The sequence below is a fragment of the Nocardiopsis sp. NPDC058789 genome, from assembly GCF_042745575.1.
Taxonomy (GTDB): Bacteria; Actinomycetota; Actinomycetes; order Streptosporangiales; family Streptosporangiaceae; genus Nocardiopsis; species Nocardiopsis eucommiae.
In genome coordinates, this window is record NZ_JBHYOW010000010.1 from 198180 (window position 1) to 218036 (window position 19857).

Here is a 19857-nt window from a genome sequence, read left to right on the forward strand (position 1 = left end):
GCATGCCGCACCTCCATCCTTCCGACTCGTCCCGCTCCGCCGCCCCCGCAGGGGGAGACGATCCCTTCGTGGGCGCGCGGGTCTGCGTCGCCGGTCTGGGTGTCTCCGGGCCCCCCGTCGCCAGGGCTCTCCTGGCCCGGGGGGCCCGCGTGGTCGTCGTCGACGGCCGCGACGACGACACCACCCGCCCGGTCGCCGCCGCCCTGACCGAGGCAGGCGCTGAGGTCGTCCTGGGCGACACCCCCCTGCCCGAGGGCTGCGACCTCGTGGTCACCTCGCCCGGCTGGCGTCCCGACTCCCCGCTCCTGGTCCGCGCCGCCGAGGCCGGAGTGGAGGTCATCGGGGACGTGGAGCTGGCCTGGCGGCTCAAGCCCGCCGACCAGGTGTGGCTCGCCATCACCGGTACCAACGGCAAGACCACCACCGTGCGCATGCTGGAGTCCATCCTGCGCGCGGACGGCCGTGACGCGCTCGCGGTGGGCAACGTCGGCACCCCGATCGTGGACGCCGTTCTGCCCGACGCCGACGGCCACGTGCACGACGTCCTCGCCGTGGAGCTGTCCAGTTTCCAGCTGCACTGGTCCAACAGCGTCCGCCCCCACGCCGCCACCGTCCTCAACGTCGCCCCCGACCACCTGGACTGGCACGGCGGCCTGGAGCCCTACGCCCGCGCCAAGGGCAAGGTGTTCGCACGCGGCACGATCCGCGTGGTCAACACCGCTGACGCGTGGTCCGTCCGCCTGGCCGAGGAGGAGGGCGACCCGCACACCCCGGTGGTGGGCCTGCGTCTGGACACACCGGGCGCCGGTGAGTTCGGTGTGGTCGAGGACCTACTGGTGGACCGCGCCTTCGTGGACGAGCCGCACAGCAGTGCCGAGGAGCTCGCCACCCTGGCCGACGTACGGCCCGCCGCTCCGCACAACGTCGCCAACGCCCTGGCCGCCGCGGCCCTGGCCCGATCGCTGGGGGTCGCGCCCGCCTCGGTCCGGGCGGGGCTGACCGCCTTCGTGCCCGAACCCCACCGCATCGCGTACGTGGCCTCGGTCGCGGGCGTGGACTACGTGGACGACTCCAAGGCCACCAACCCGCACGCCGCCGCCGCGTCGCTGAACTCCTACGACTCCGTGGTGTGGATCGCGGGCGGCCTGCTCAAGGGGGCCGAGGTGGACGGACTCGTCGCCGGGGCCGCCGCCCGTCTGCGCGGCGCGGTGCTGATCGGCGCCGACCGCGAGCGCATCCGCGAGGCCCTGGCCGAGCACGCCCCCGAGGTCCCGGTGGTGGAGGTGGCGGGCCCCGAACCCGACGCGCCCGCCGGTCACACGGTGATGGACGCGGTGGTCGCCCGGGCCGCCGAGCTCGCCGAGGAGGGCGACACGGTGCTGCTGGCCCCGGCCGCAGCCTCCATGGACATGTTCACCAACTACCCCGAGCGGGGCCGGTTCTTCGCTGAGGCGGTCCACCGCCGGTCCTGAGGGGCGCCGGACACGGGCCCGGACGAGCGGCGGCCCGATCTGTCACTGAGTCACCGGAGGCCACCCCTGCGTCATTTCGGACGTGCGGGTGGCCTCCTGTGTGTCGCGTAGCACCCCGCACACCGCCAAAGATGGCCAACACGCGGGAAATGTCCACGGTTCCCGACCCGCCGGTACGCAAGTATTGAGGCGCGAATCGTGCGGAGGGTGTGGATGGCGGCGACGACAACGGTTCCCGGGGTGTCCCGCACCCGGGAGCGCACGGCGGCCGGTGGCCGCGAACGGGGCCTCTGGCGTGAGTGGGCCCGGTCCCTGGACCGACCCCTCACCTCCTACTACCTGATCCTCAGTACCGCGGTGATGCTCATCTCGCTGGGCCTGGTCATGGTGCTGTCCTCGACGATGGTCAACTCCATCACCGAGACCGGCTCGGCCTTCTCCGTGGTCCAGCGCCAGATGGTGTCGGCCATGATCGGCCTGCCGCTCATGGTGATCGCCTCCCAGCTGCCCCTGTGGGTCTTTCGCATGGTCGGCTACCCGGCGATGATCCTGTCCGTGGCACTGCTGCTGCTCACCGCGTTCCAGGGCACCGAGGTCAACGGCGCCATGCGGTGGCTGGAGGTCGGCGGCCTGGTCATCCAGCCCTCCGAACCGGCCAAGCTCGCCTTCGCCCTGTGGGGTGCCAACATCCTGGCCCGCAAGGAGGAGCTCAAGGACCTCACCGAGTGGCGGCACCTGCTGATCCCGCTGGTGCCAGGCTGCGGACTCCTCGTGCTCCTCGTGCTGCTGGGCTCGGACCTGTCCACCTCACTGGTGCTGCTGCTCATCTTCCTGAGCCTGCTGTGGGTGGTGGGCGCGCCCGCGCGTCTCTTCGTGGCCATGTTCGGGCTGGTCCTGGGCCTGGCCGCGATCGTCATCGCGATCGAGCCCTTCCGCATGACCCGTATCGCCGTGTTCCTCGACCCCGAGTCGGACCCGAGCGGTTCCGGATTCCAGTCCCTGCACGGCCTGTACGCGCTGGGCACCGGAGGGCTCTTCGGGGTCGGTATCGGCGCCAGCCGTGAGAAGTGGGGGTTCCTGCCCTTCGCCGAGTCCGACTTCATCTTCGCCATCATCGGTGAGGAGTTCGGGCTCCTCGGCTCCCTGCTGGTCCTCGGCCTGTTCGGCATGCTGGGCTACGCCGGTCTGCGCGTGGCCTTCCGGGTCAGGGACCCGTTCTCCCGGCTCGCCGCCTTCGCCATCGTGACCTGGATCATCGGCCAGTCCATGATCAACATCGCGGCCGTCATCGGCCTGGTCCCCGTGACCGGCATCCCGCTGCCCCTGGTCTCCTACGGCGGCTCCGCGCTCATCCCGACGATGATCTCGCTCGGGGTGCTGCTCGCCATCGCCCGGAACGAGCCCGAGGCCCAGAAGGCCCTGGCGGCCCGGGGTCCCACGCGGGTCCAAAGGGCTCTAAGCTGGCTTGGCCTGGAGAACATCGTCGCTTCCGTCCGTAAACAGAGCGGTTCGACGCCCTCCAAGCGCACCACCGCGTCGCGCACCCCTCGCAAGTCGGGTGAGCGCGGGGCGAAGACGGGTGCCAAGACCACGGCCAAGAACAACAGCGGACCGGTCCCGGCGGGTGATCGGCCAAGGAGGAATCGGCGACGATGAGGGTAGCCCTCGCCGGAGGCGGCACGGCCGGGCATATCGAGCCCGCACTCTCCCTAGCGGACGCGCTGCGGCGCGTGGAACCCAACACGGAGATCCTCTGCCTGGGAACGGAGCGGGGCCTGGAGACCCGGCTGGTTCCCATGCGCGGCTACGAACTGGGCCTGATCCCGGCGGTCCCCCTGCCGCGCAGGCTCACCCCGCAACTGCTCACGGTCCCCGGCAAGCTGGCCGGGGCCCTCAGCGCGGCGGGCGAACAACTCGACAAGGTCCAGGCCGACGTCCTCGTCGGCTTCGGCGGCTACGTGGCCACCCCCGGCTACCTGGCGGCCCGGCGCCGTCGCATCCCCATCGTCGTGCACGAGGCCAACCCGCTCCCGGGCCTGGCCAACCGGCTCGGCGCGCGGCTCACCCCGCACGTGTTCACCGGACACCCGCACACCCAGATCCGCAACGGCCGGTTCATCGGCATCCCGCTGCGCCAGCAGATCACCTCGCTGGACCGGCTGGCCATGGGCGACAAGGCCCGCGCCTACTTCGGCCTGCGCCCCGACCTCCCCACCCTGCTGATCTTCGGCGGCTCCCAGGGCGCCCAGCGCATCAACGAGACCGCCTTCCAGGCCGCCGCGGCCTTCCGCCAGGCGGGCGTGCAGGTCCTGCACGTGGTCGGCCCCAAGAACGCCGACGAGCCCCAGGACCTCACCCAGGACGGCATCCCCTATGTCGCCGTCCCCTACGTGGACCGCATGGACATGGCCTACGCCGCAGCCGACGTGGCGATGTGCCGGTCCGGTGCCATGACCTGCGCCGAACTCACCGCCGTGGGACTGCCCGGCGCCTTCGTGCCGCTGGCCATCGGCAACGGCGAGCAGGCGCTGAACGCCGAGCCGATCGTCCAGGCGGGCGGTGGCCTGATGGTCGACAACGCCGACGTCTCGGTCGAGTGGATCACCGGCCAGCTCATCCCGCTGCTCACCGACACCGACCGTGTCGTGGCCATGTCGGAGGCGGCGGCTCGGATGGGTCGCCGCGACGCGGACACCGAACTGGCCCGGGAGGTCCTCGCGATCGCCCGCGGCGACAAGCCCACCCCTGACATGCAACTGTCCGACGACGACGGCGAAGACGCCTTCTACGACGACGGGAAGGACGCACGATGAGCCTGGTCACACCGACCGACCCGGTCCCCGTCGACGAACTCGGCCGTACCCACTTCATCGGTCTGGGCGGGGCCGGCATGTCCGGCATCGCCCGCGTGCTGCTCCAGTCCGGGGTCGAGGTCTCGGGCAGTGACGCCCGCGACAGCGAGACCCTGCGCGAACTCGAGCAGATGGGCGCCCAGGTCTTCGTGGGCCACGCCGCCGAGAACCTGGGCAAGGCCGAGACGCTCGTGGTCTCCTCCGCCATCCGTGAGGACAACCCCGAGCTCGCCGAGGCGCGCGCCCGGGGCATCCGCGTCCTGCCCCGCGCCGCCGCCCTGGGCGCCCTCCTGCTGGGCCGCGAGGGGATCGCCGTCTCGGGCACCCACGGCAAGACCACCACCACCTCCATGGTCACCGTGGTCCTCCAGCACCTGGGGGTCGACCCCGGGTACGTGATCGGTGGCAAGCTGGTCACCACCGGACTCGGTGCCGACGCCGGGATCGGAGAGGTCATCGCCGTGGAGGCGGACGAGAGCGACGGGTCCTTCCTGATGCTCTCTCCCAAGGTCGCCGTGGTCACCAACGTCGAGGCCGACCACCTGGACAACTACAGCGGCATCGACGAGATCCACGCGAACTTCGCGAACTTCGTGGACCGGGTGGAGCGCACCCTCATCGTCGGGATCGACGACCCGGGCGCCCGCACGGTCGCGGAGCTCGCCCGTGAGCGCGGCAAGAGGGTGCTCACCTACGGCGAGGCCGAGGACGCGGACTACCGGATCACCCGCGTCCGCGCGCGCGGCTTCACCACGGAGTTCACGCTGACCACCGTCGACGGCGAGCCGATCGACGGCACCCTGGCCGTCCCCGGGCGCCACAACGTCCTGAACGCGGCCGCGTCCGTGGTCGTCGCCGACGAACTCGGCCACGACCTGGAGGTCGCGGTGGAGGGGATCGCGGACTTCGCCGGTGCCGCCCGCCGCTTCGAGCTCAAGGGCGAGGGCGACGGCGTGGGCGTCTACGACAGCTACGCGCACCACCCCACCGAGATCGACGCGGACCTGCGCGCCACGCGCGCCGCCCTGCGTTCCTTCTCCGAGGACTCCGACGAGGAGATCGCCGAGGGCCGGGTCGTCGCCCTGTTCCAGCCGCACCTGTACAGCCGGACCCGGATCTTCGCGGAGGAGTTCGCGACCGCCCTGAGCCTGGCCGACGAGGTCGTGGTGATGGAGGTCTACGCCGCCCGCGAGGACCCCGAGCCCGGGGTGACGGGGGAGCTCATCACGTCGAAGGTGTCCCACGACAACGTCCGGTACGTGCCGGACCGCGCGGACGCCGTGCGCACGGTGGCCGCGCTGGCCCGCCCCGGGGACATCGTCCTCACCATGGGCGCCGGTGACGTCACCGAGCTGGGGCCGCTGATCGTGGAGGAGCTGGCGCGGAACGCCGAAGGTACCGAAACCAGCTAGAGGAGCACGCACGTGGCCGCTGACTGTCAGAGGGCGAAGACCACGGAACAGGACGAGGCGGGGCCGGAGGCCGCCGTCCGCAAGGGGTCGGACCCCTGGAAGGTCGCCTTCGCGGTCCTGCTCGTCGTGTCACTGGTCTGCGTGGTCACGTGGGTGCTGCTCGGCTCCCGTCTGCTGGTGGTGCGCGACGTCGCCGTCACCGGCCTGGACCGGGTGTCGAAGGAGGAGGTGGTCGCGGCGGTGTCCGTCGAGACGGGCACGCCCCTGATCCGGGTGGACCTGGATCAGGGCCGCGACCGCGCCGAGGGGATCGACCTGGTCGAGTCCGCCGAGGTGAGCCGGGGCTGGCCCGCGACCCTCAGGGTGGAGGTGGTCGAGCGCCGCCCTCTGCTGGCCATCCGGATGGGTGAGGAGTACCGGCTCGTGGACGGCGACGGCGTCCGGATCGAGGACTCCGCCACGCGGCCCGGTACGCACCCGCTGGTCCGGGTCACGGGGGAGATCGAGGAGAACACGGCGGTCCGGGCCGCCGCCGACATCGTGGAGGAGGCCCCGGACTCCCTCATCGCGCAGATACAGCTGATCGACGCCACCGACACCGACGACATCACCGTGGAACTCGGTGACGGGTCGGTCGTGGAGTGGGGCGACGCGCGGGACACCGCCTCGAAGAGCGCGGTGCTGCGCGTGCTGATGCGCGAGCACCCGCCCGAGGCGGGGCGTGTCTACGACGTCGGAACCCCCGACCTCGCCATCGTCCGGTGAAGCGGGTCCCAAGGAACGGGATACTCACGCAGGAGTCAGGTCAAGAGGCGCGAGTGGGGACAGAGGGTACGAGTGGGAGCTCGACACCGCGAACCGAATCCCTCACGAGGACATTCCAGACGCGACGCGCCGAGTGCGCACTTCGCTTCCTCGCGTTATACGCCGTTAGGCTGAAGTCGTCACCGGTTGCTCGCACCCGACGGTCCGCTTACTGTCGGGAAGCACAACCAACGTCAACAACGCAGTAAGACACGCTTTCAGGGGTACACGGGAACCGTTCGAGAACGGTCTTCGGTGGCCCCGGGTCTCCCACACACGGTCGCCTCCGGGCGCTGTGCGAGGGTACCCGAAACGCACACTGTAGAACCGGATGCCGGACCGCCGGCGCACCCGCTGACCCCAGGGCCAGCGGACGCGGAGACGGAACGGCGTATGCGAGCGGAAAGGCCCCTCGTCGTGGCAGCACCGCAGAACTACCTCGCGGTCATCAAAGTCGTCGGTATCGGCGGCGGCGGTGTCAACGCCGTCAACCGAATGATCGAAGAGGGGCTCAAGGGCGTCGAGTTCATCGCGATCAATACCGATGCCCAAGCGCTGCTGATGAGCGACGCGGACGTCAAGCTCGACGTCGGCCGTGAGCTCACCCGTGGCCTTGGCGCAGGCGCCAACCCCGATGTCGGCCGCAAGGCCGCCGAAGACCACCGCGAGGAGATCGAGGAGGTCCTCAAGGGGGCCGACATGGTCTTCGTCACGGCTGGTGAGGGCGGTGGCACCGGTACGGGGGGAGCCCCGGTCGTCGCCAACATCGCCCGCTCCCTCGGCGCGCTCACCATCGGTGTGGTCACCCGCCCCTTCGGTTTCGAGGGCAAGCGGCGCGCGACCCAGGCCGAGTCGGGGATAGCGATGCTCCGTGAGGAGGTCGACACCCTCATCGTCATCCCGAACGACCGACTGCTGTCCATCTCGGACCGCCAGGTCAGCGTCCTGGACGCCTTCAAGGCGGCCGACCAGGTCCTGCTGTCCGGTGTCCAGGGCATCACCGACCTGATCACCACGCCGGGCCTGATCAACCTGGACTTCGCCGACGTCAAGTCGGTCATGTCCGGGGCCGGATCGGCGCTGATGGGAATCGGATCAGCGAGAGGGGACGACAGGGCCGTCGCCGCGGCCGAACTGGCGATCTCCTCACCACTGCTGGAAGCGAGCATCGACGGCGCCCACGGTGTGCTGCTGTCCATCCAGGGCGGCTCCGACCTCGGACTGTTCGAGATCAACGAGGCGGCACAGCTGGTCGCCAACTCGGCGGCGCCCGAGGCCAACATCATCTTCGGCGCCGTCATCGACGACGCCCTGGGTGACGAGGTCCGTGTCACCGTGATCGCGGCGGGCTTCGACGAGCCCGAGGTGTCCGGCTCCGTCACACGGGAGCGCCAGCCGGTGGACCCTCCTGAGGCCGTCGCCCCCACGGCAGGCATCACGTCCGGCAGGGAGGAGTCGTCCGCGAAGGCGACGCCCCCCGGCACGGACGCGAGCGGGGCGCCGGCCACCAGCATGCCGTGGATCGCTCCGTCCCGCCCGGCCCAGCCGGTGCAGGAGGCTCCCCGGCCCGCGATGCCGCCGGTGCAGCCCACGGTGACCCCGGAACCGGTCCAGCCCGAGCCCCAGCAGGTCCAGGCCCCGGCCGAGCCCGCCCTGGGCAACGGCTACCCGGTCTCGCACGGCGAGCCCGAGCCGGTCGAGCAGGAGCCGACGCCGTCGGTTCAGGCGGAGGAGACCGTCGCCCCGGAGCCCGAGGACACCGAGCCGGAGGAGCAGGCGAACCACATCCACGCGGTGTCGGAGGCCTCCGAGCGTCGGAGCGAGGTCCCCACGCCGCGTCGCCGGGTCATCTTCGACGACCCCGACGACCTGGACGTCCCGGAGTTCCTCAAGTAGTCCCGCACCATCCCGGTACCATCGACGTGTCAGCGGCCCCGACCCATCTGCGGCGGGGCCGTCGCCGCCCTCGGTGGGGCGCGGCGGAGGACGGCGGGGGCGATCCGCCCGCCGTCACTCCTCCTCCCCCGGGGCAGAGGGAAGGACCACGTCGCACCGATGGGCAACGTCATCGACCTGGGGCACGGTGTCCGTGCCGCCGTCACCGAACGCAAGGGCGGCGTGAGCCCGGCACCGTACGACTCGCTCAACCTCGGACTGGGTACCGGCGACACCCGGGAGGCGGTCACCGCCAACCGTCGTCGTGCCGCCGAGGAGTGCGGGTTCGACGTCGAGCGTGTCGTGTGGATGAACCAGGTGCACAGCGCCGACGTGCTCGTGGCGGCCGAACCCGGCGGGGTCGGTACCTGCGACGGCGTGGTCACCACCCGATCGGACCTGGTCCTGGCCTCGATGGCCGCCGACTGCCTGCCGGTGCTCGCCGCCGACGCCCGCGCCGGAGTGCTGGGGGCGGCCCACTCGGGCCGTCTGGGCACCGCGAACGGGGTCGCGGTCAACCTGGTCGACACGATGGTCGCCCAGGGCGCCACCCCCGCACACGTCACCGTCTTCCTCGGCCCCGCCATCTGCGGCAGCTGCTACGAGGTCCCTCCCGAGCTCCAGGCCCAGACCGCGGCGCGGACCCCCGAGGCCGCCTCCACGACACGCCGGGGCACCACGGGCGTCGACATGGTCGCCGCCGTCACCGCCCAGCTGCGCCGGGCGGGTGTCACCGACATCGTCACCGACGGCCGCTGCACCCTGGAGAGCCCCGAACTCTTCTCCCACCGGGGCGACGCGCCCACCGGCCGGTTCGCCTCCTTCCTCTGGCGCACCTGACCCTCCGACCCGCCCGACCGCGCCGACTCCCACGGCCGGTTCCGGTCACGCGCCGCCCCACCGACACCAGAAGGAACGAACGACCGTGTCAGAGACCGACCGCGAGCGCACCGAGCAGATCCGCGCCAACCTCACGGCCGCGCGGGCCAGGATCGAGGCGGCCTGTCACAGGGCCGACCGCGATCCCGCGGAGGTGTCCCTGATCGGCGTGACCAAGACCTATCCGGCCAGTGATGTGCGTATTCTCGCCTCGCTCGGTGTCAACGACGTCGGGGAGAACCGCGACCAGGAGGCGGCCCCGAAGGTGGCGGAGACCGCTGACCTCGGCCTGACCTGGCACTTCGTGGGCCAGCTTCAGACCAACAAGGCGCGTTCCGTGGCCTCCTACGCCGACGTGGTGCACTCGGTGGGCCGGGCGAAGCTGGCCCGGGCCCTGGGGGACCGGGCCGCCGCCGCCGAACGGCGTCTGACCTGTCTGGTGCAGGTCAACCTGGACGCCGACTCCCAGGCGGGGGTGATCGGTCCGCGCGGCGGCGTGGACCCGGCCGACGCGCCGGCGCTCGCGGAGAGCATCGACGCGCACGAGGCGCTCACCCTCGGGGGAGTGATGGCCGTGGCCCCGCTCGGCGGCGACCCCGACGCGGCCTTCGCGGTCCTCGCCGAGGTGGCGGCGCGGATTCGGGATCGCTACCCTCAGGCGACGGTGATCTCCGCGGGGATGAGCGGGGACCTGGAGGCCGCGATCGGAAGAGGCGCGACACACCTGCGACTCGGCACGGCGTTGCTTGGCGCTCGGGGACCGATCGTGGGGTAATGTCCCCACATAGACCTTGGGGCCCGTCTGTGGCGTTCGCCCGAATGGACGAACACCCCGCTGAGGCGGGGCGCAGGGGCCGGAAACGACGGAGGAGTCGGCTGCGGTGAGAACGCCGCGGGGACGACGGAGGACATGAGATGGCCGGCGCGATGCGCAAGATGGCGGTCTACCTCGGCCTCGTGGAGGACGACCGTTACGATCACCGCTATGCGGACGAATATGATGAGTTCGACGATTTCGACGAGGGCGTGGAGGAGCAGCGTGACCGCGACGCCGACACTCCACGGGGCGAGGAAACACGAGGCGACGCTGTGACGGACACCGGCGACTACCTGGGAACGGGTGAACGGCGCGGTGGAACGACCACGACAGCCTCAACCGCCGACCTCGCTCGGATCACCACGCTCCATCCACGCACCTACAACGAGGCGCGTACGATCGGAGAGCACTTCCGGGAAGGTACACCGGTGATCATGAACCTGACCGAGATGGTCGACAGCGACGCGAAGCGTCTCGTCGACTTCGCGGCTGGTCTGATCTTCGGTCTCCATGGCAGTATCGAACGCGTGACCAACAAGGTGTTCCTGCTGTCCCCGGCCAACGTCGAGGTGACCGCCGAAGACAAGGCGCGGATCGCCGAGCGAGGGTTCTTCAATCAGAGCTAGATCATCACATTTGTCCAGAGATTGGGTCGGGGAACGACCGTGAGTATGGTCCTGTACGTGCTGCTGCTTCTGCTTCAGCTGTTTGTCTTCGTGCTGATAGCGCGGGTGGTGTTGGAGATGGTGATGTCCTTCTCCAGGACCTGGCGGCCGACCGGGTTCGTGCTCGTGCTCGCCGAGATCGTGTACACGATCACCGACCCGCCACTGAGGTTCCTACGCAGGTTCATCAAGCCGATCCGGCTGGGAAGCGTCGCACTCGACCTGAGTGTGCTGATTCTCTTCTTCGCCGTGATCATCCTTCAGAGCATTCTGAGGGGCATGATGGCAAGCTTCGCGTAGGGGATCGCGGGCGGAAAAGACGCCCCGGATTCCGATATGTGGTCTTGGTCATGATCTGGATTGCCGTAAGGTCACGATCAGGTAGCGTCCCTACGGACAGACTCCAAGCGCGCCAAGGAGACGAACATGCCGCTGACACCCGCTGATGTGCGGAACAAGCAGTTCAGTACCACCCGGCTCCGGCCGGGGTACGACGAAGAAGAGGTCGACGCCTTTCTCGACGAGGTCGAGTCCGAGCTGGACCGCCTCATCCAGGAGAACGAGGAACTGCGCGGCAAGCTGGCCGAGTGCCTGAGGGGCAAGGTCCCCAACGCCGGTATGCAGGACTTCCAGCAGCAGGAGCAGGCCCCCGAGGCTCCGCAGCAGATGGAGCAGATGCGCCCGGAGCCCGTCCAGGCGCAGCAGCCCGTCGAGCCGCAGCCCCAGCCGCCGGCGCCGCAGCCGCAGATGGGCATGACCGGCGCCAACCTCGCCATGGGTGGCGAGGAGAACATGGACACGGCCGCCCGCGTTCTGGCGCTCGCCCAGCAGACCGCCGACCAGGCGATCTCCGACGCCCGCCGTGAGGCGGACGAGACCCTCGGCCGCGCCCGCCACGAGTCCGAGGACATCCTCGGCAAGGCGCGCCGCCAGGCCGACCAGATCATCGGTGAGGCCCGGGCCCGCTCCGAGAACCTCGACCGTGACGCGCAGGAGCGCCACCGTCAGGTCATGGGCAGCCTGGTCCAGCAGCGCGAGGAGCTGGAGCACAAGGTCAACGTGCTCAAGGACTTCGAGCGCGAGTACCGCAGCCGTCTCAAGGACTACTTCGAGCGTCAGCTGCGCGAGCTCAACGAGGAGGGCAAGTCCATCGAGCCCAACCCGAACACCACGGGTGGGTTCCAGACGATGGCCCCCCAGTCCGGTGGGACCCCCGCGCTCCAGCAGCACGGCCCCGGCGGCAGCCCGTTCGGTCAGCCCGAGCCCGCCCAGCACGGTGGTTTCCACCCGGGTGAGGCCCCTCACGAGCGTCGCTGACCCGTCAGCGACCGCGGCTCCGAACAACTGAAAACTCCGGCTCCACACGTGTAAAGGCCCTGGTCGACCCGTGATCCTTAGCCTCCTCGCCACCGTGGCGGTACTGGCGGCCCTCGTCGTCATCGCGGCAGCCCTGGTGCTCGCTGAGCCCACCCTGGTGTACATCGCCCTGGGACTCGGCGGGTTGAGCGTCCTCCTGTTGTTGGGCGCGCTGGTCCAGGGACGGTTCGGTGGGAGCGGATCGGACACGGCACGGACGGACGGTTTGGGGAAGTCGTCCGTCCCCGTGGTGGCCGCCGCGACGGCGGCCGACACGGTACCGGTCACACAGTGGGAACCGGAGCACTCCAGGCGCGTACCCGCACCGGCTCCGCAGCCGGTGCGGGAATCCGCCGTCACGGAGCCCCCCGTGCCCCCGGGGCACGAGCCCGGCGAGCCGCGTGTCGCGGCGGCCGAGGAGAACGAGGAGGAAGCGGAGTTCGAGGTTCCCCGCTGGCAGACCCCCACCATGGGGAGCTGGCCGGAGCCGGCCGTCGAGCCGGAGACGGCGCCGCAGTCGGCAGAGGACTCCGAGAGAGCCGAGACCGTCCCCGAACCCGACGGATCGGACGTGTCCCCGCGGGACGAGAGGACCCCCGAGCCGGAGGCGCTCCACGAGGACGCGCCGGACCCGACCGAGGTCGAGGCGGCGCCGGAACCCGTGGTCGCGGAGGAGCACCCCCCGGAGGCCGTGGCCGAGGCCGAGCCCGCCACGGAGCCCGAGCGGGGGGCGGTCGAGAGGACCGCGACGGAGGAGACCACCGCCAGGGAGGAACCGTCGCCTCCCGAGAGCGACGAGGCGTCGGCGCAGGAGCGGGTCCGCGAGGACGCGGCCCCCGTGGACGACGAGGAGGCCGTCGCCTACGCGGCCCTCCTCGACACGCCGGAGGATGCCCCCGAGCCCGATCAGGACACCGAGGCCGGGGAGACGGCCCCGACGGAGGCGGCCCGTCAGGACGAGACGGTCCACGGACCGTCCGGTGAGGACACCCAGGACGGCCAGGACGCTGTCCCGGCGGAGGAACACGTGTCCCCGGAGGCCCCTCACGGGATCGACCCGGTCGACGGACCGTCCGGTGAGGCCGTCCGGGACGACCAGGACGCTGTCTCGGAGGAGGACCGAAGATCCCCGGAGACGCTCCAGGGTGACGAGATCGCTCCGGTCGAGGACGCCCCGGCCGACCAGGACACGGACTCCGAGAAGGACGCCTCGATCCCCGAGGGCCCTCAGGAGGTGGAGCCGGTCGACGGTGGTCCCGATGAGGACACCCCGGCAGACCGGGCCACGCCCCCCGACGAGGGGCCTCCGTTCTCGGAGAAGCCTCACGCCGAAGAGGTCGAGCCCGGCGAGGACACCCGGGCCGAGGACACCGACGTTCCCGAGGAACCGAACGCCCTTCCGGACGAGACCCGGGAGAGCGTGACCGAGCCGGTTCGCCACGGGTCCGACGAGGCCGCCCCGACCGAGACCCCCGCGTTCGAGGACGCCGGGAGCTCCGCACCCACCGAGGACCGGGCCGAGGACTCCGAGAGCGCCAAGGAGAGCAACCCCTCCTACAGCGCCTGACCCCTGAACACGAGAGGGCCCCGCTCAGCGCGAGCGGGGCCCTTCGCCGTCCCTGGGACGTGACGGGTCAGGCGCGGCGGAAGCCGAAGACCACGTCGAACTCCTCCGACTCGGCCGAGTGCGGCGCGTCCTCGGACGTACCGGCCACGAAGGCGTCGGCGAGCACCTCACCGGCGATCAGCTGACCGTGCTCGGTGAGCGCCTGACGGATCGACTCGTCGCCCGTCGACCACCAGACGTGGATCCGGTCGGACACGTCCAGGCCGCTGTTCTTCCGGGCCTCCTGGAGCATCCGGACCATCTCGCGGGCCAGACCCGCGCGACGCAGCTCCGGGGTCAGCTCCAGGTCCAGGGCCACGGTCTCACCGCCCTCGGAGGCCACCGCCCAGCCCTCGCGGGGCTGCTCGGTCACCAGCACCTCGTCGGCGTTGACCTCGACCGGCTCGTCCTCGACCCGCACCTGCGCCCAGCCGGTGTCACGGACCTGCGCGACCAGGGCGGCCGGGTCGGCGGCCTGGATGGCCTTGGCCACCAGCGGCGTCCGCTTGGCGAACCGCTTGCCCAGTGCGCGGAAGTTCGGCTTGACCACGTAGTCCACGAGGTCGCCGCCGACCGACGACAGCGCGTCCAGCCCGGCCACGTTGAGCTCCTCGGCCACCTGGGCGCGCAGCTGCTCCGGCAGGTCCGAGAAGCCCGGAGCGCCCACCAGGGCGCGGGCCAGCGGCTGACGGGTACGCATCGCGGAGTCGACCCGCGCGGACCGGCCCAGCTCCACCAGACGGCGGGTGAGCGCCATGTTCCTGGACAGCTCGGCGTCGATCAGGTCCTCGTTCACCTGCGGCCAGGAGGCCAGGTGCACCGATTCGGCGGCCTCCGGGCGGCGCAGCGCCGACCACACGTGATCGGTCAGGAAGGGGACGATCGGAGCCATCAGCAGGGTGACGGTCTCCAGGGCCTCGAACAGCGTCGCGAAGGCGGCCGCGCCCTCGGGAGTGTCGGCTCCGCCCCAGAACCGGCGGCGGGAACGGCGGACGTACCAGTTGGAGACGTCGTCCACGAACGCGGTCAGGCGTCGCCCGGCCCCGGTCGTGTCGAACTCCTCCATCGCCTTCGTGACGTCCCGGACGACCTCGTTGAGCTCCGACAGCAGCCAGCGGTCCAGCACCGGCCGGTCCTGCGGGGCGGGCGCGTCGGCCAGCTTCGAGTGGTCCCAGCCCTCACCGGCGTTGGCGTAGAGGGTGAGGAACGACGTGGTGCTGTAGTAGGTCAGCAGCACCTTCCGGACGATCTCCTCAAGGGCGGCGTGGCCGACCCGGCGGGCCGTCCACGGCGAGCCGCTGGCCAGCATGAACCAGCGCAGGGCGTCGGCACCGTGCCGGTCCATCACCGCGATGGGCTCCATGACGTTGCCCAGGTGCTTGCTCATCTTGCGGCCGTCCTCGGCGAGGATGTGGCCGAGCACGACCACGTTCTCGAACGAGTTGCGGCCGAACACCAGGGTGCTCACCGCGAGCAGCGAGTAGAACCAGCCGCGGGTCTGGTCGATGGCCTCGGAGATGTACTGCGCGGGGAAGTTCTCCTCGAAGGTCTCCTTGTTCTGGTGCGGCGCGCCCCACTGGGCGAACGGCATGGAGCCGGAGTCGAACCAGGCGTCGATGACCTCGGGCACGCGGCGGGCCACGCGCTGCTCCTCGGGCAGTGACGGGTCCGCGTCGGGGTCGGGGATGACGATGTCGTCGACGTAGGGCCGGTGCGGGTCCAGGTTGGACAGGTCCTGGCCGCTGAGCTCGCTCAGCTCCTCCAGGGAGCCCACGCAGATCTGGCGGCCGTCGGGGAACTCCCAGATCGGCAGCGGCGTGCCCCAGTAGCGGTTGCGGGACAGCGCCCAGTCGACGTTGCCGCGCAGCCACTCCCCGAAGCGGCCCTCCTTGACGTTCTCCGGCACCCAGTTGGTGCGGTCGTTCTGCGCGAGGAGTTCGTCCTTGACGGCGGTGGTGCGGATGTACCAGGACGGGACCGCGTAGTAGAGCAGCGCGGTGTGGCAGCGCCAGCAGTGCGGGTATGAGTGCTCGTAGTTCAGGTGGCGGAAGAGCAGGCCGCGGTCCTTGAGGTCGCGGACCAGCGTCTTGTCGGCCTCCTTGAAGAACACGCCGCCCACGAGGGGGAGGTCGGCCTCGAAGGTGCCGTCCGGGCGGACCGGGTTGACCACGGGCAGGCCGTAGGAGCGGCAGACCAGCATGTCGTCGGCGCCGAAGGCGGGGGACTGGTGGACCAGACCGGTGCCGTCCTCGACGGTGACGTAGTCCGCGAGCACCACGTAGTGCGCGGGCTCGTCGAAGGGCACGAGGTCGAAGGGGCGCTGGTAGGTCCACCGCTCCATCTCGTCCCCCTCGAAGCTCTCACCGGTGAGCTCCCAGCCCTCTCCGAGGACCTTCTCGAACAGCGGCTCCGCGACCACGAGCCGCTCGTCGCCGTTGGTGGCCACCACGTACCGGACGTCCGGGTGCACGGCCACGGCGGTGTTGGACACCAGGGTCCACGGGGTCGTGGTCCACACCAGCAGCGAGGTGGGGTGCTCGGGAGCGGCCAGCGGCCCCGAGGTGACGGGGAAGCGCACGTACACCGACGGGTCGGTGACGGTCTCGTAGCCCTGGGCCAGCTCGTGGTCGGAGAGCGTCGTGCCGCAGCGGGGGCAGTAGGGGCTGATCCGGTAGTCGCGGACCAGCAGCTCCCGGTCCCAGATCTGCTTGAGTGCCCACCAGACGGACTCCACGTACTGCGGGTCCATGGTGCGGTAGGCGTCGTCCATGTTGACCCAGTAGCCCATGCGCTCGGTCATGGAGGTGAACGCGTCGACGTTGCGCAGGACGGACTCGCGGCAGCGCTGGTTGAACTCGGCGATGCCGAAGGCCTCGATGTCCTTCTTGCCGCTCAGGCCGAGTTCCTTCTCCACGGCGACCTCGACCGGCAGGCCGTGGCAGTCCCAGCCCGCCTTGCGGTCCACGTGGTAGCCACGCATGGTGCGAAAGCGCGGGAAGACGTCCTTGAAGGCGCGGGCCTCGACGTGGTGCACGCCGGGCTGGCCGTTCGCGGTGGGCGGGCCCTCGTAGAAGACCCAGTTCTCGTTGCCGCGCGTCTGGTCGAGCGAGCGCTGGAAGACGTTCTCCTTCGACCAGCGGCCGAGGATCTCGCGCTCCGTCGCGGGCAGGTCGATCTGAGCGGGCAGCTGGGGCAGCGCGCGGGATTCGGGCCGGGGGTCGTCGGTCACCGTCGTACCTTTCTCCATCAGGGGTGTTCCTGACGGAGGGACGAGGCCGAGCCCCGCGGTACCACCCTCCTTGGAGCCGCGTCCGAGTCCGCTGGGCGGTCGGTGGCGGGTCCCACTTCGTTGGGTTCGTGCCGGTTCTACTGGGGTGCGCGCTGTGCGCGGCCCGTTCTTCCGGCGGCTCCGGGGTGATCTTCGCGCTGGTCGTTGCCCCCGGGCTCGCACCGTCCCCGGGTCGCTTGGGCGGTCCAGCCCCCTCTAGGCTGTGTCCGTCCGGTCGGGGCCAGCGTTACTCGTCCCCATCGACACGACTTCAGGATAACGCAGTGCGGCCAGGCGCGCCGCGCTTTAGGTGGGGGGCGGCCATGGCGGAGCGGACACGGGGCGCGGTCCTGGTGACCCTGCCCGACCGCGACGACGCGGAGGAGCTCGCGGAGCAGCTGCTGGAGCAGGGCTACGAGCCGTGCCGGGTGTACCGGGACATGCTCGCGGGGGAGGACGACGCCGAGGACGTCGACTGGGTGATCGAGGTGCTGACCGGACCGCACGGCGGCTCGGCGGTCTTCGACGAGCCCCACCTGCTGCTGCTCGCTGAGGACTACGGCGGGTTCGCCGTGGCCGAGTGAGCCGCGCCGACCTCCCGCACCGCACCGTCGGGATCGTTGCCATGGGCCGGGGTATTGCCTAGGCTCACGGCACCACTCACGGCCGTTCCGAAGGGGAGAACCCCAGTTCAGGTGGGGTGCGGAGGCCGTGGTGCACGTGGAGGGGGAGTGCGATGAAGGCCACCGAGGCGGCGGCGCTGCCGGTGCGACCGGGCGAGGAGCCCTGGACGTCGGGGGAGCTCGCGGAGGTCCGGAAGCAGCTGGAGGGCGAGATCGCGGCCCAGCGCGAGGAACTGCGGGACGGCGAGAAGGAGCTCGCGGAGCGGCTCACCGATCCGGTCGAGGGCGCGGGGGACGACCCCGCCGACGTCGGGGCCAAGACCTTCCAGCGCGAACACGATCTGGCGTTGGCCTACAATACTCGTGACCTGCTCGCCAAGAGCGAGCGGGCGATCGAACGGATGGACGCGGGGACCTACGGGGTCTGTGAGTCATGCGGCCAGGCCATCGGTAAGGCGCGTCTACAGGCCTTTCCGCGCGCCACCCTGTGCGTCACCTGCAAACAGCGCGAGGAGCGTCGCTGACTGAGGTAGAGCCCTCCGGGGACAGCAACATGACCACGACCGACAACACCGTTGCCCGGCCGCGCAGGTACGTACTCCTGTTGGTGGTCGCGCTCACCGCGATCGTCGTCGACTTCCTCACCAAGGAGTGGGTGCTGGCCGCCTTCTCCCCGGGCGAGCGGCTCGACGTCGTCGGCGAATTCGTCCAGTTCACCCTGGTCTACAACACCGGTGCCGCGTTCTCGCTCGGTACCGGCTACACGTGGGTGTTCACCGCCATCGCCACCGTCGTGGTCCTCGCGATCGCTTGGATCGGCTGGCGTGTGCGCAGCCTGTGGTGGGGCGCGACGCTCGGCCTGATGATGGGCGGCGCCGCCGGAAACCTCGTCGACCGCTACTTCCGGGGCGAGACGCCCGGGACGGGCGCGGTCGTCGACTTCATCAGCGTCGGGACCTTCCCGGTCTTCAACGTGGCCGACTCCTGCGTGGTGGTCGGGGCCTGCCTGGTGGTGGCGCTCACGTTCAAGGGGCTCAACCTGGACGGGACGAGGGCCGAGGACGAGGGTGCCGGGCCCGACGAGGGCGCCGCGAAGGACAACGACGACAACGACGAAGGGAAGGGCGCATGAGCGACACCCGGAGCCTGCCCGTCCCTGACGGGCTCGAGGGCGACCGGCTCGACGCCGCCATCGCGCGGATGTTCGGGCTCTCCCGGACCCGCGCGGCCGAGATCATCGGGGACGGCGGGGTCCTCCTCGACGGCGCCGAGGCGGCCAAGTCCGACCGGGTGAGTGCCGGTGCCTGGCTGGAGGTCACCCTCCCGCCGCCGCCCACCGCCCCGGTGCCCCGGGCCGAGGCAGTCCCGGGCATGCGGATCGTGCACGAGGACGCGGACATCATCGTGGTGGACAAGCCGGTGGGCGTGGTCGCGCACCCCACGGTCGGCTGGACCGGCCCCAGCGTGCTGGAGGGTCTGCTGGCCTCCGGCGTGCAGCTGGCCACCAGCGGCGCCGCCGAGCGCCAGGGCATCGTGCACCGGCTGGACGCGAACACCACCGGCCTGATGGTCGTGGCGAAGAGCGAGACCGCCTACAGCGTGCTCAAGCGGGCGTTCAAGGAGCGCACCGTGGACAAGCGCTACCACACGCTGGTCCAGGGACACCCCGACCCGCTGCGCGGCACGGTCGACGCCCCGATCGACCGACACCCGGCCGGTGACGGACGCTGGGCCGTGGTCGCGGGCGGGCGCCCCTCGGTGACGCACTACGACACCCAGGAGGCCTTCCGGGCCGCGAGCCTGCTGGAGATCAAGCTGGAGACGGGCCGCACCCACCAGATCCGGGTGCACATGGCCGCGCTGCGCCACCCGTGCGTGGGTGACCACCTGTACGGCGCCGACCCGACCCTCGCCGAACGGCTGGGGGTCAGGAGGCAGTGGCTGCACGCGGTGCGTCTGGGCTTCGACCACCCCACCGAGCACCGCCCGGTGGAGTTCTCGAGCCCCTACCCCGACGACCTGAGCACCGCCGTGGAGCTGCTCCGCGAGGACTAGGCCGTGTCTCTCGGGGCTTCGCCGATGGCGGCGGAGCCACCGTTGAGGCCAGCGGCCATCCGGGCGATATCTCGCGAGACCAGGAGCGAGGCCGCCCCTCCTGCGCGCCGCTA

At 70.9% G+C, this 19857-nt stretch carries 17 protein-coding genes; 16 read left to right on the top strand and 1 reads right to left on the bottom strand.

What is annotated here, in order from left to right:
- Nucleotides 1–2 precede the first annotated feature (2 nt).
- The 12 genes from murD to ACFW3L_RS17100 all read left to right on the top strand — a co-directional run bounded on the left by murD (nt 3) and on the right by ACFW3L_RS17100 (nt 13759).
- Nucleotides 3–1472, top strand: coding sequence for a UDP-N-acetylmuramoyl-L-alanine--D-glutamate ligase (murD, locus tag ACFW3L_RS17045; RefSeq protein WP_378741387.1), 1470 nt, complete (start codon nt 3–5; stop codon nt 1470–1472).
- Nucleotides 1473–1685: 213 nt separating this feature from the next.
- Nucleotides 1686–3128 (top strand): putative lipid II flippase FtsW, encoded by a 1443-nt coding sequence (gene ftsW / locus ACFW3L_RS17050; RefSeq protein WP_378741389.1) that lies wholly within the window; start codon nt 1686–1688, stop codon nt 3126–3128.
- Complete coding sequence (gene murG / locus ACFW3L_RS17055) at nt 3125–4285, top strand: undecaprenyldiphospho-muramoylpentapeptide beta-N-acetylglucosaminyltransferase (RefSeq protein ID WP_378741391.1); 1161 nt, start codon at nt 3125–3127, stop codon at nt 4283–4285. Before ftsW ends, murG begins: the two co-directional genes overlap by 4 nt.
- Nucleotides 4282–5736 (top strand): UDP-N-acetylmuramate--L-alanine ligase, encoded by a 1455-nt coding sequence (gene murC, locus ACFW3L_RS17060; RefSeq protein ID WP_378741393.1) that lies wholly within the window; start codon nt 4282–4284, stop codon nt 5734–5736. The genes murG and murC overlap by 4 nt, the downstream gene beginning before the upstream one ends.
- A 12-nt stretch (nt 5737–5748) precedes the next feature.
- Nucleotides 5749–6501: a cell division protein FtsQ/DivIB gene (locus ACFW3L_RS17065; protein ID WP_378741395.1), complete on the top strand. Its 753-nt coding sequence runs from the start codon at nt 5749–5751 to the stop codon at nt 6499–6501.
- A 456-nt stretch (nt 6502–6957) separates the two neighbouring features.
- Nucleotides 6958–8436 (top strand): cell division protein FtsZ, encoded by a 1479-nt coding sequence (gene ftsZ / locus ACFW3L_RS17070; protein ID WP_378741397.1) that lies wholly within the window; start codon nt 6958–6960, stop codon nt 8434–8436.
- A gap of 159 nt (nt 8437–8595) precedes the next feature.
- Nucleotides 8596–9315, top strand: a complete 720-nt coding sequence (gene pgeF / locus ACFW3L_RS17075) for a peptidoglycan editing factor PgeF (protein WP_378741399.1) — start codon at nt 8596–8598, stop codon at nt 9313–9315.
- Between the two features lie 85 nt (nt 9316–9400).
- Nucleotides 9401–10129: a YggS family pyridoxal phosphate-dependent enzyme gene (locus ACFW3L_RS17080; protein WP_378741401.1), complete on the top strand. Its 729-nt coding sequence runs from the start codon at nt 9401–9403 to the stop codon at nt 10127–10129.
- A gap of 140 nt (nt 10130–10269) precedes the next feature.
- On the top strand, nt 10270–10797 hold the full coding sequence (locus ACFW3L_RS17085) for a cell division protein SepF (RefSeq protein WP_017544502.1): 528 nt from the start codon (nt 10270–10272) through the stop codon (nt 10795–10797).
- A gap of 39 nt (nt 10798–10836) precedes the next feature.
- Nucleotides 10837–11136 (top strand): YggT family protein, encoded by a 300-nt coding sequence (locus ACFW3L_RS17090; RefSeq protein ID WP_378741403.1) that lies wholly within the window; start codon nt 10837–10839, stop codon nt 11134–11136.
- A gap of 126 nt (nt 11137–11262) precedes the next feature.
- Nucleotides 11263–12153 (top strand): DivIVA domain-containing protein, encoded by an 891-nt coding sequence (locus tag ACFW3L_RS17095; protein ID WP_378741405.1) that lies wholly within the window; start codon nt 11263–11265, stop codon nt 12151–12153.
- 70 nt (nt 12154–12223) lie between these two features.
- Entirely contained in the window at nt 12224–13759 is a 1536-nt protein-coding gene (locus tag ACFW3L_RS17100) for a hypothetical protein (protein WP_378741407.1), read from the top strand.
- A 67-nt stretch (nt 13760–13826) separates the two neighbouring features.
- Here ACFW3L_RS17100 and ileS read toward each other — a convergent pair whose 3' ends face one another.
- Nucleotides 13827–17027 carry an isoleucine--tRNA ligase gene (gene ileS / locus ACFW3L_RS17105; protein WP_378741590.1) on the bottom strand — a complete coding sequence of 1067 codons (3201 nt, stop codon included), beginning with the start codon at nt 17025–17027 and terminating at the stop codon, nt 13827–13829.
- Between the two features lie 362 nt (nt 17028–17389).
- Here ileS and ACFW3L_RS17110 point away from each other — a divergent pair, with 362 nt between their 5' ends.
- The 4 genes from ACFW3L_RS17110 (at nt 17390) to ACFW3L_RS17125 (ending at nt 19744) form a co-directional block, all read left to right on the top strand.
- Nucleotides 17390–17650, top strand: a complete 261-nt coding sequence (locus ACFW3L_RS17110) for a hypothetical protein (RefSeq protein ID WP_378741409.1) — start codon at nt 17390–17392, stop codon at nt 17648–17650.
- A gap of 152 nt (nt 17651–17802) precedes the next feature.
- Nucleotides 17803–18213 carry a TraR/DksA family transcriptional regulator gene (locus tag ACFW3L_RS17115; protein ID WP_378741411.1) on the top strand — a complete coding sequence of 137 codons (411 nt, stop codon included), beginning with the start codon at nt 17803–17805 and terminating at the stop codon, nt 18211–18213.
- Nucleotides 18214–18242: 29 nt separating this feature from the next.
- Nucleotides 18243–18821: a signal peptidase II gene (lspA, locus tag ACFW3L_RS17120; protein WP_378741413.1), complete on the top strand. Its 579-nt coding sequence runs from the start codon at nt 18243–18245 to the stop codon at nt 18819–18821.
- Complete coding sequence (locus ACFW3L_RS17125; protein ID WP_378741415.1) at nt 18818–19744, top strand: RluA family pseudouridine synthase; 927 nt, start codon at nt 18818–18820, stop codon at nt 19742–19744. Before lspA ends, ACFW3L_RS17125 begins: the two co-directional genes overlap by 4 nt.
- The last annotated feature ends 113 nt before the right edge of the window (nt 19745–19857 follow it).

Coding starts and splice junctions, on each gene's coding strand:
- ACFW3L_RS17095 (WP_378741405.1), top strand. CDS start 11,263: ATGCCGCTGACACCCGCTGATGTGCGGAACAAGCAGTTCAGTACCACC.
- murC (WP_378741393.1), top strand. CDS start 4,282: ATGAGCCTGGTCACACCGACCGACCCGGTCCCCGTCGACGAACTCGGC.
- pgeF (WP_378741399.1), top strand. CDS start 8,596: ATGGGCAACGTCATCGACCTGGGGCACGGTGTCCGTGCCGCCGTCACC.
- ACFW3L_RS17115 (WP_378741411.1), top strand. CDS start 17,803: ATGAAGGCCACCGAGGCGGCGGCGCTGCCGGTGCGACCGGGCGAGGAG.
- ACFW3L_RS17125 (WP_378741415.1), top strand. CDS start 18,818: ATGAGCGACACCCGGAGCCTGCCCGTCCCTGACGGGCTCGAGGGCGAC.
- murG (WP_378741391.1), top strand. CDS start 3,125: ATGAGGGTAGCCCTCGCCGGAGGCGGCACGGCCGGGCATATCGAGCCC.
- murD (WP_378741387.1), top strand. CDS start 3: ATGCCGCACCTCCATCCTTCCGACTCGTCCCGCTCCGCCGCCCCCGCA.
- lspA (WP_378741413.1), top strand. CDS start 18,243: ATGACCACGACCGACAACACCGTTGCCCGGCCGCGCAGGTACGTACTC.
- ACFW3L_RS17110 (WP_378741409.1), top strand. CDS start 17,390: ATGGCGGAGCGGACACGGGGCGCGGTCCTGGTGACCCTGCCCGACCGC.
- ACFW3L_RS17085 (WP_017544502.1), top strand. CDS start 10,270: ATGGCCGGCGCGATGCGCAAGATGGCGGTCTACCTCGGCCTCGTGGAG.
- ftsW (WP_378741389.1), top strand. CDS start 1,686: ATGGCGGCGACGACAACGGTTCCCGGGGTGTCCCGCACCCGGGAGCGC.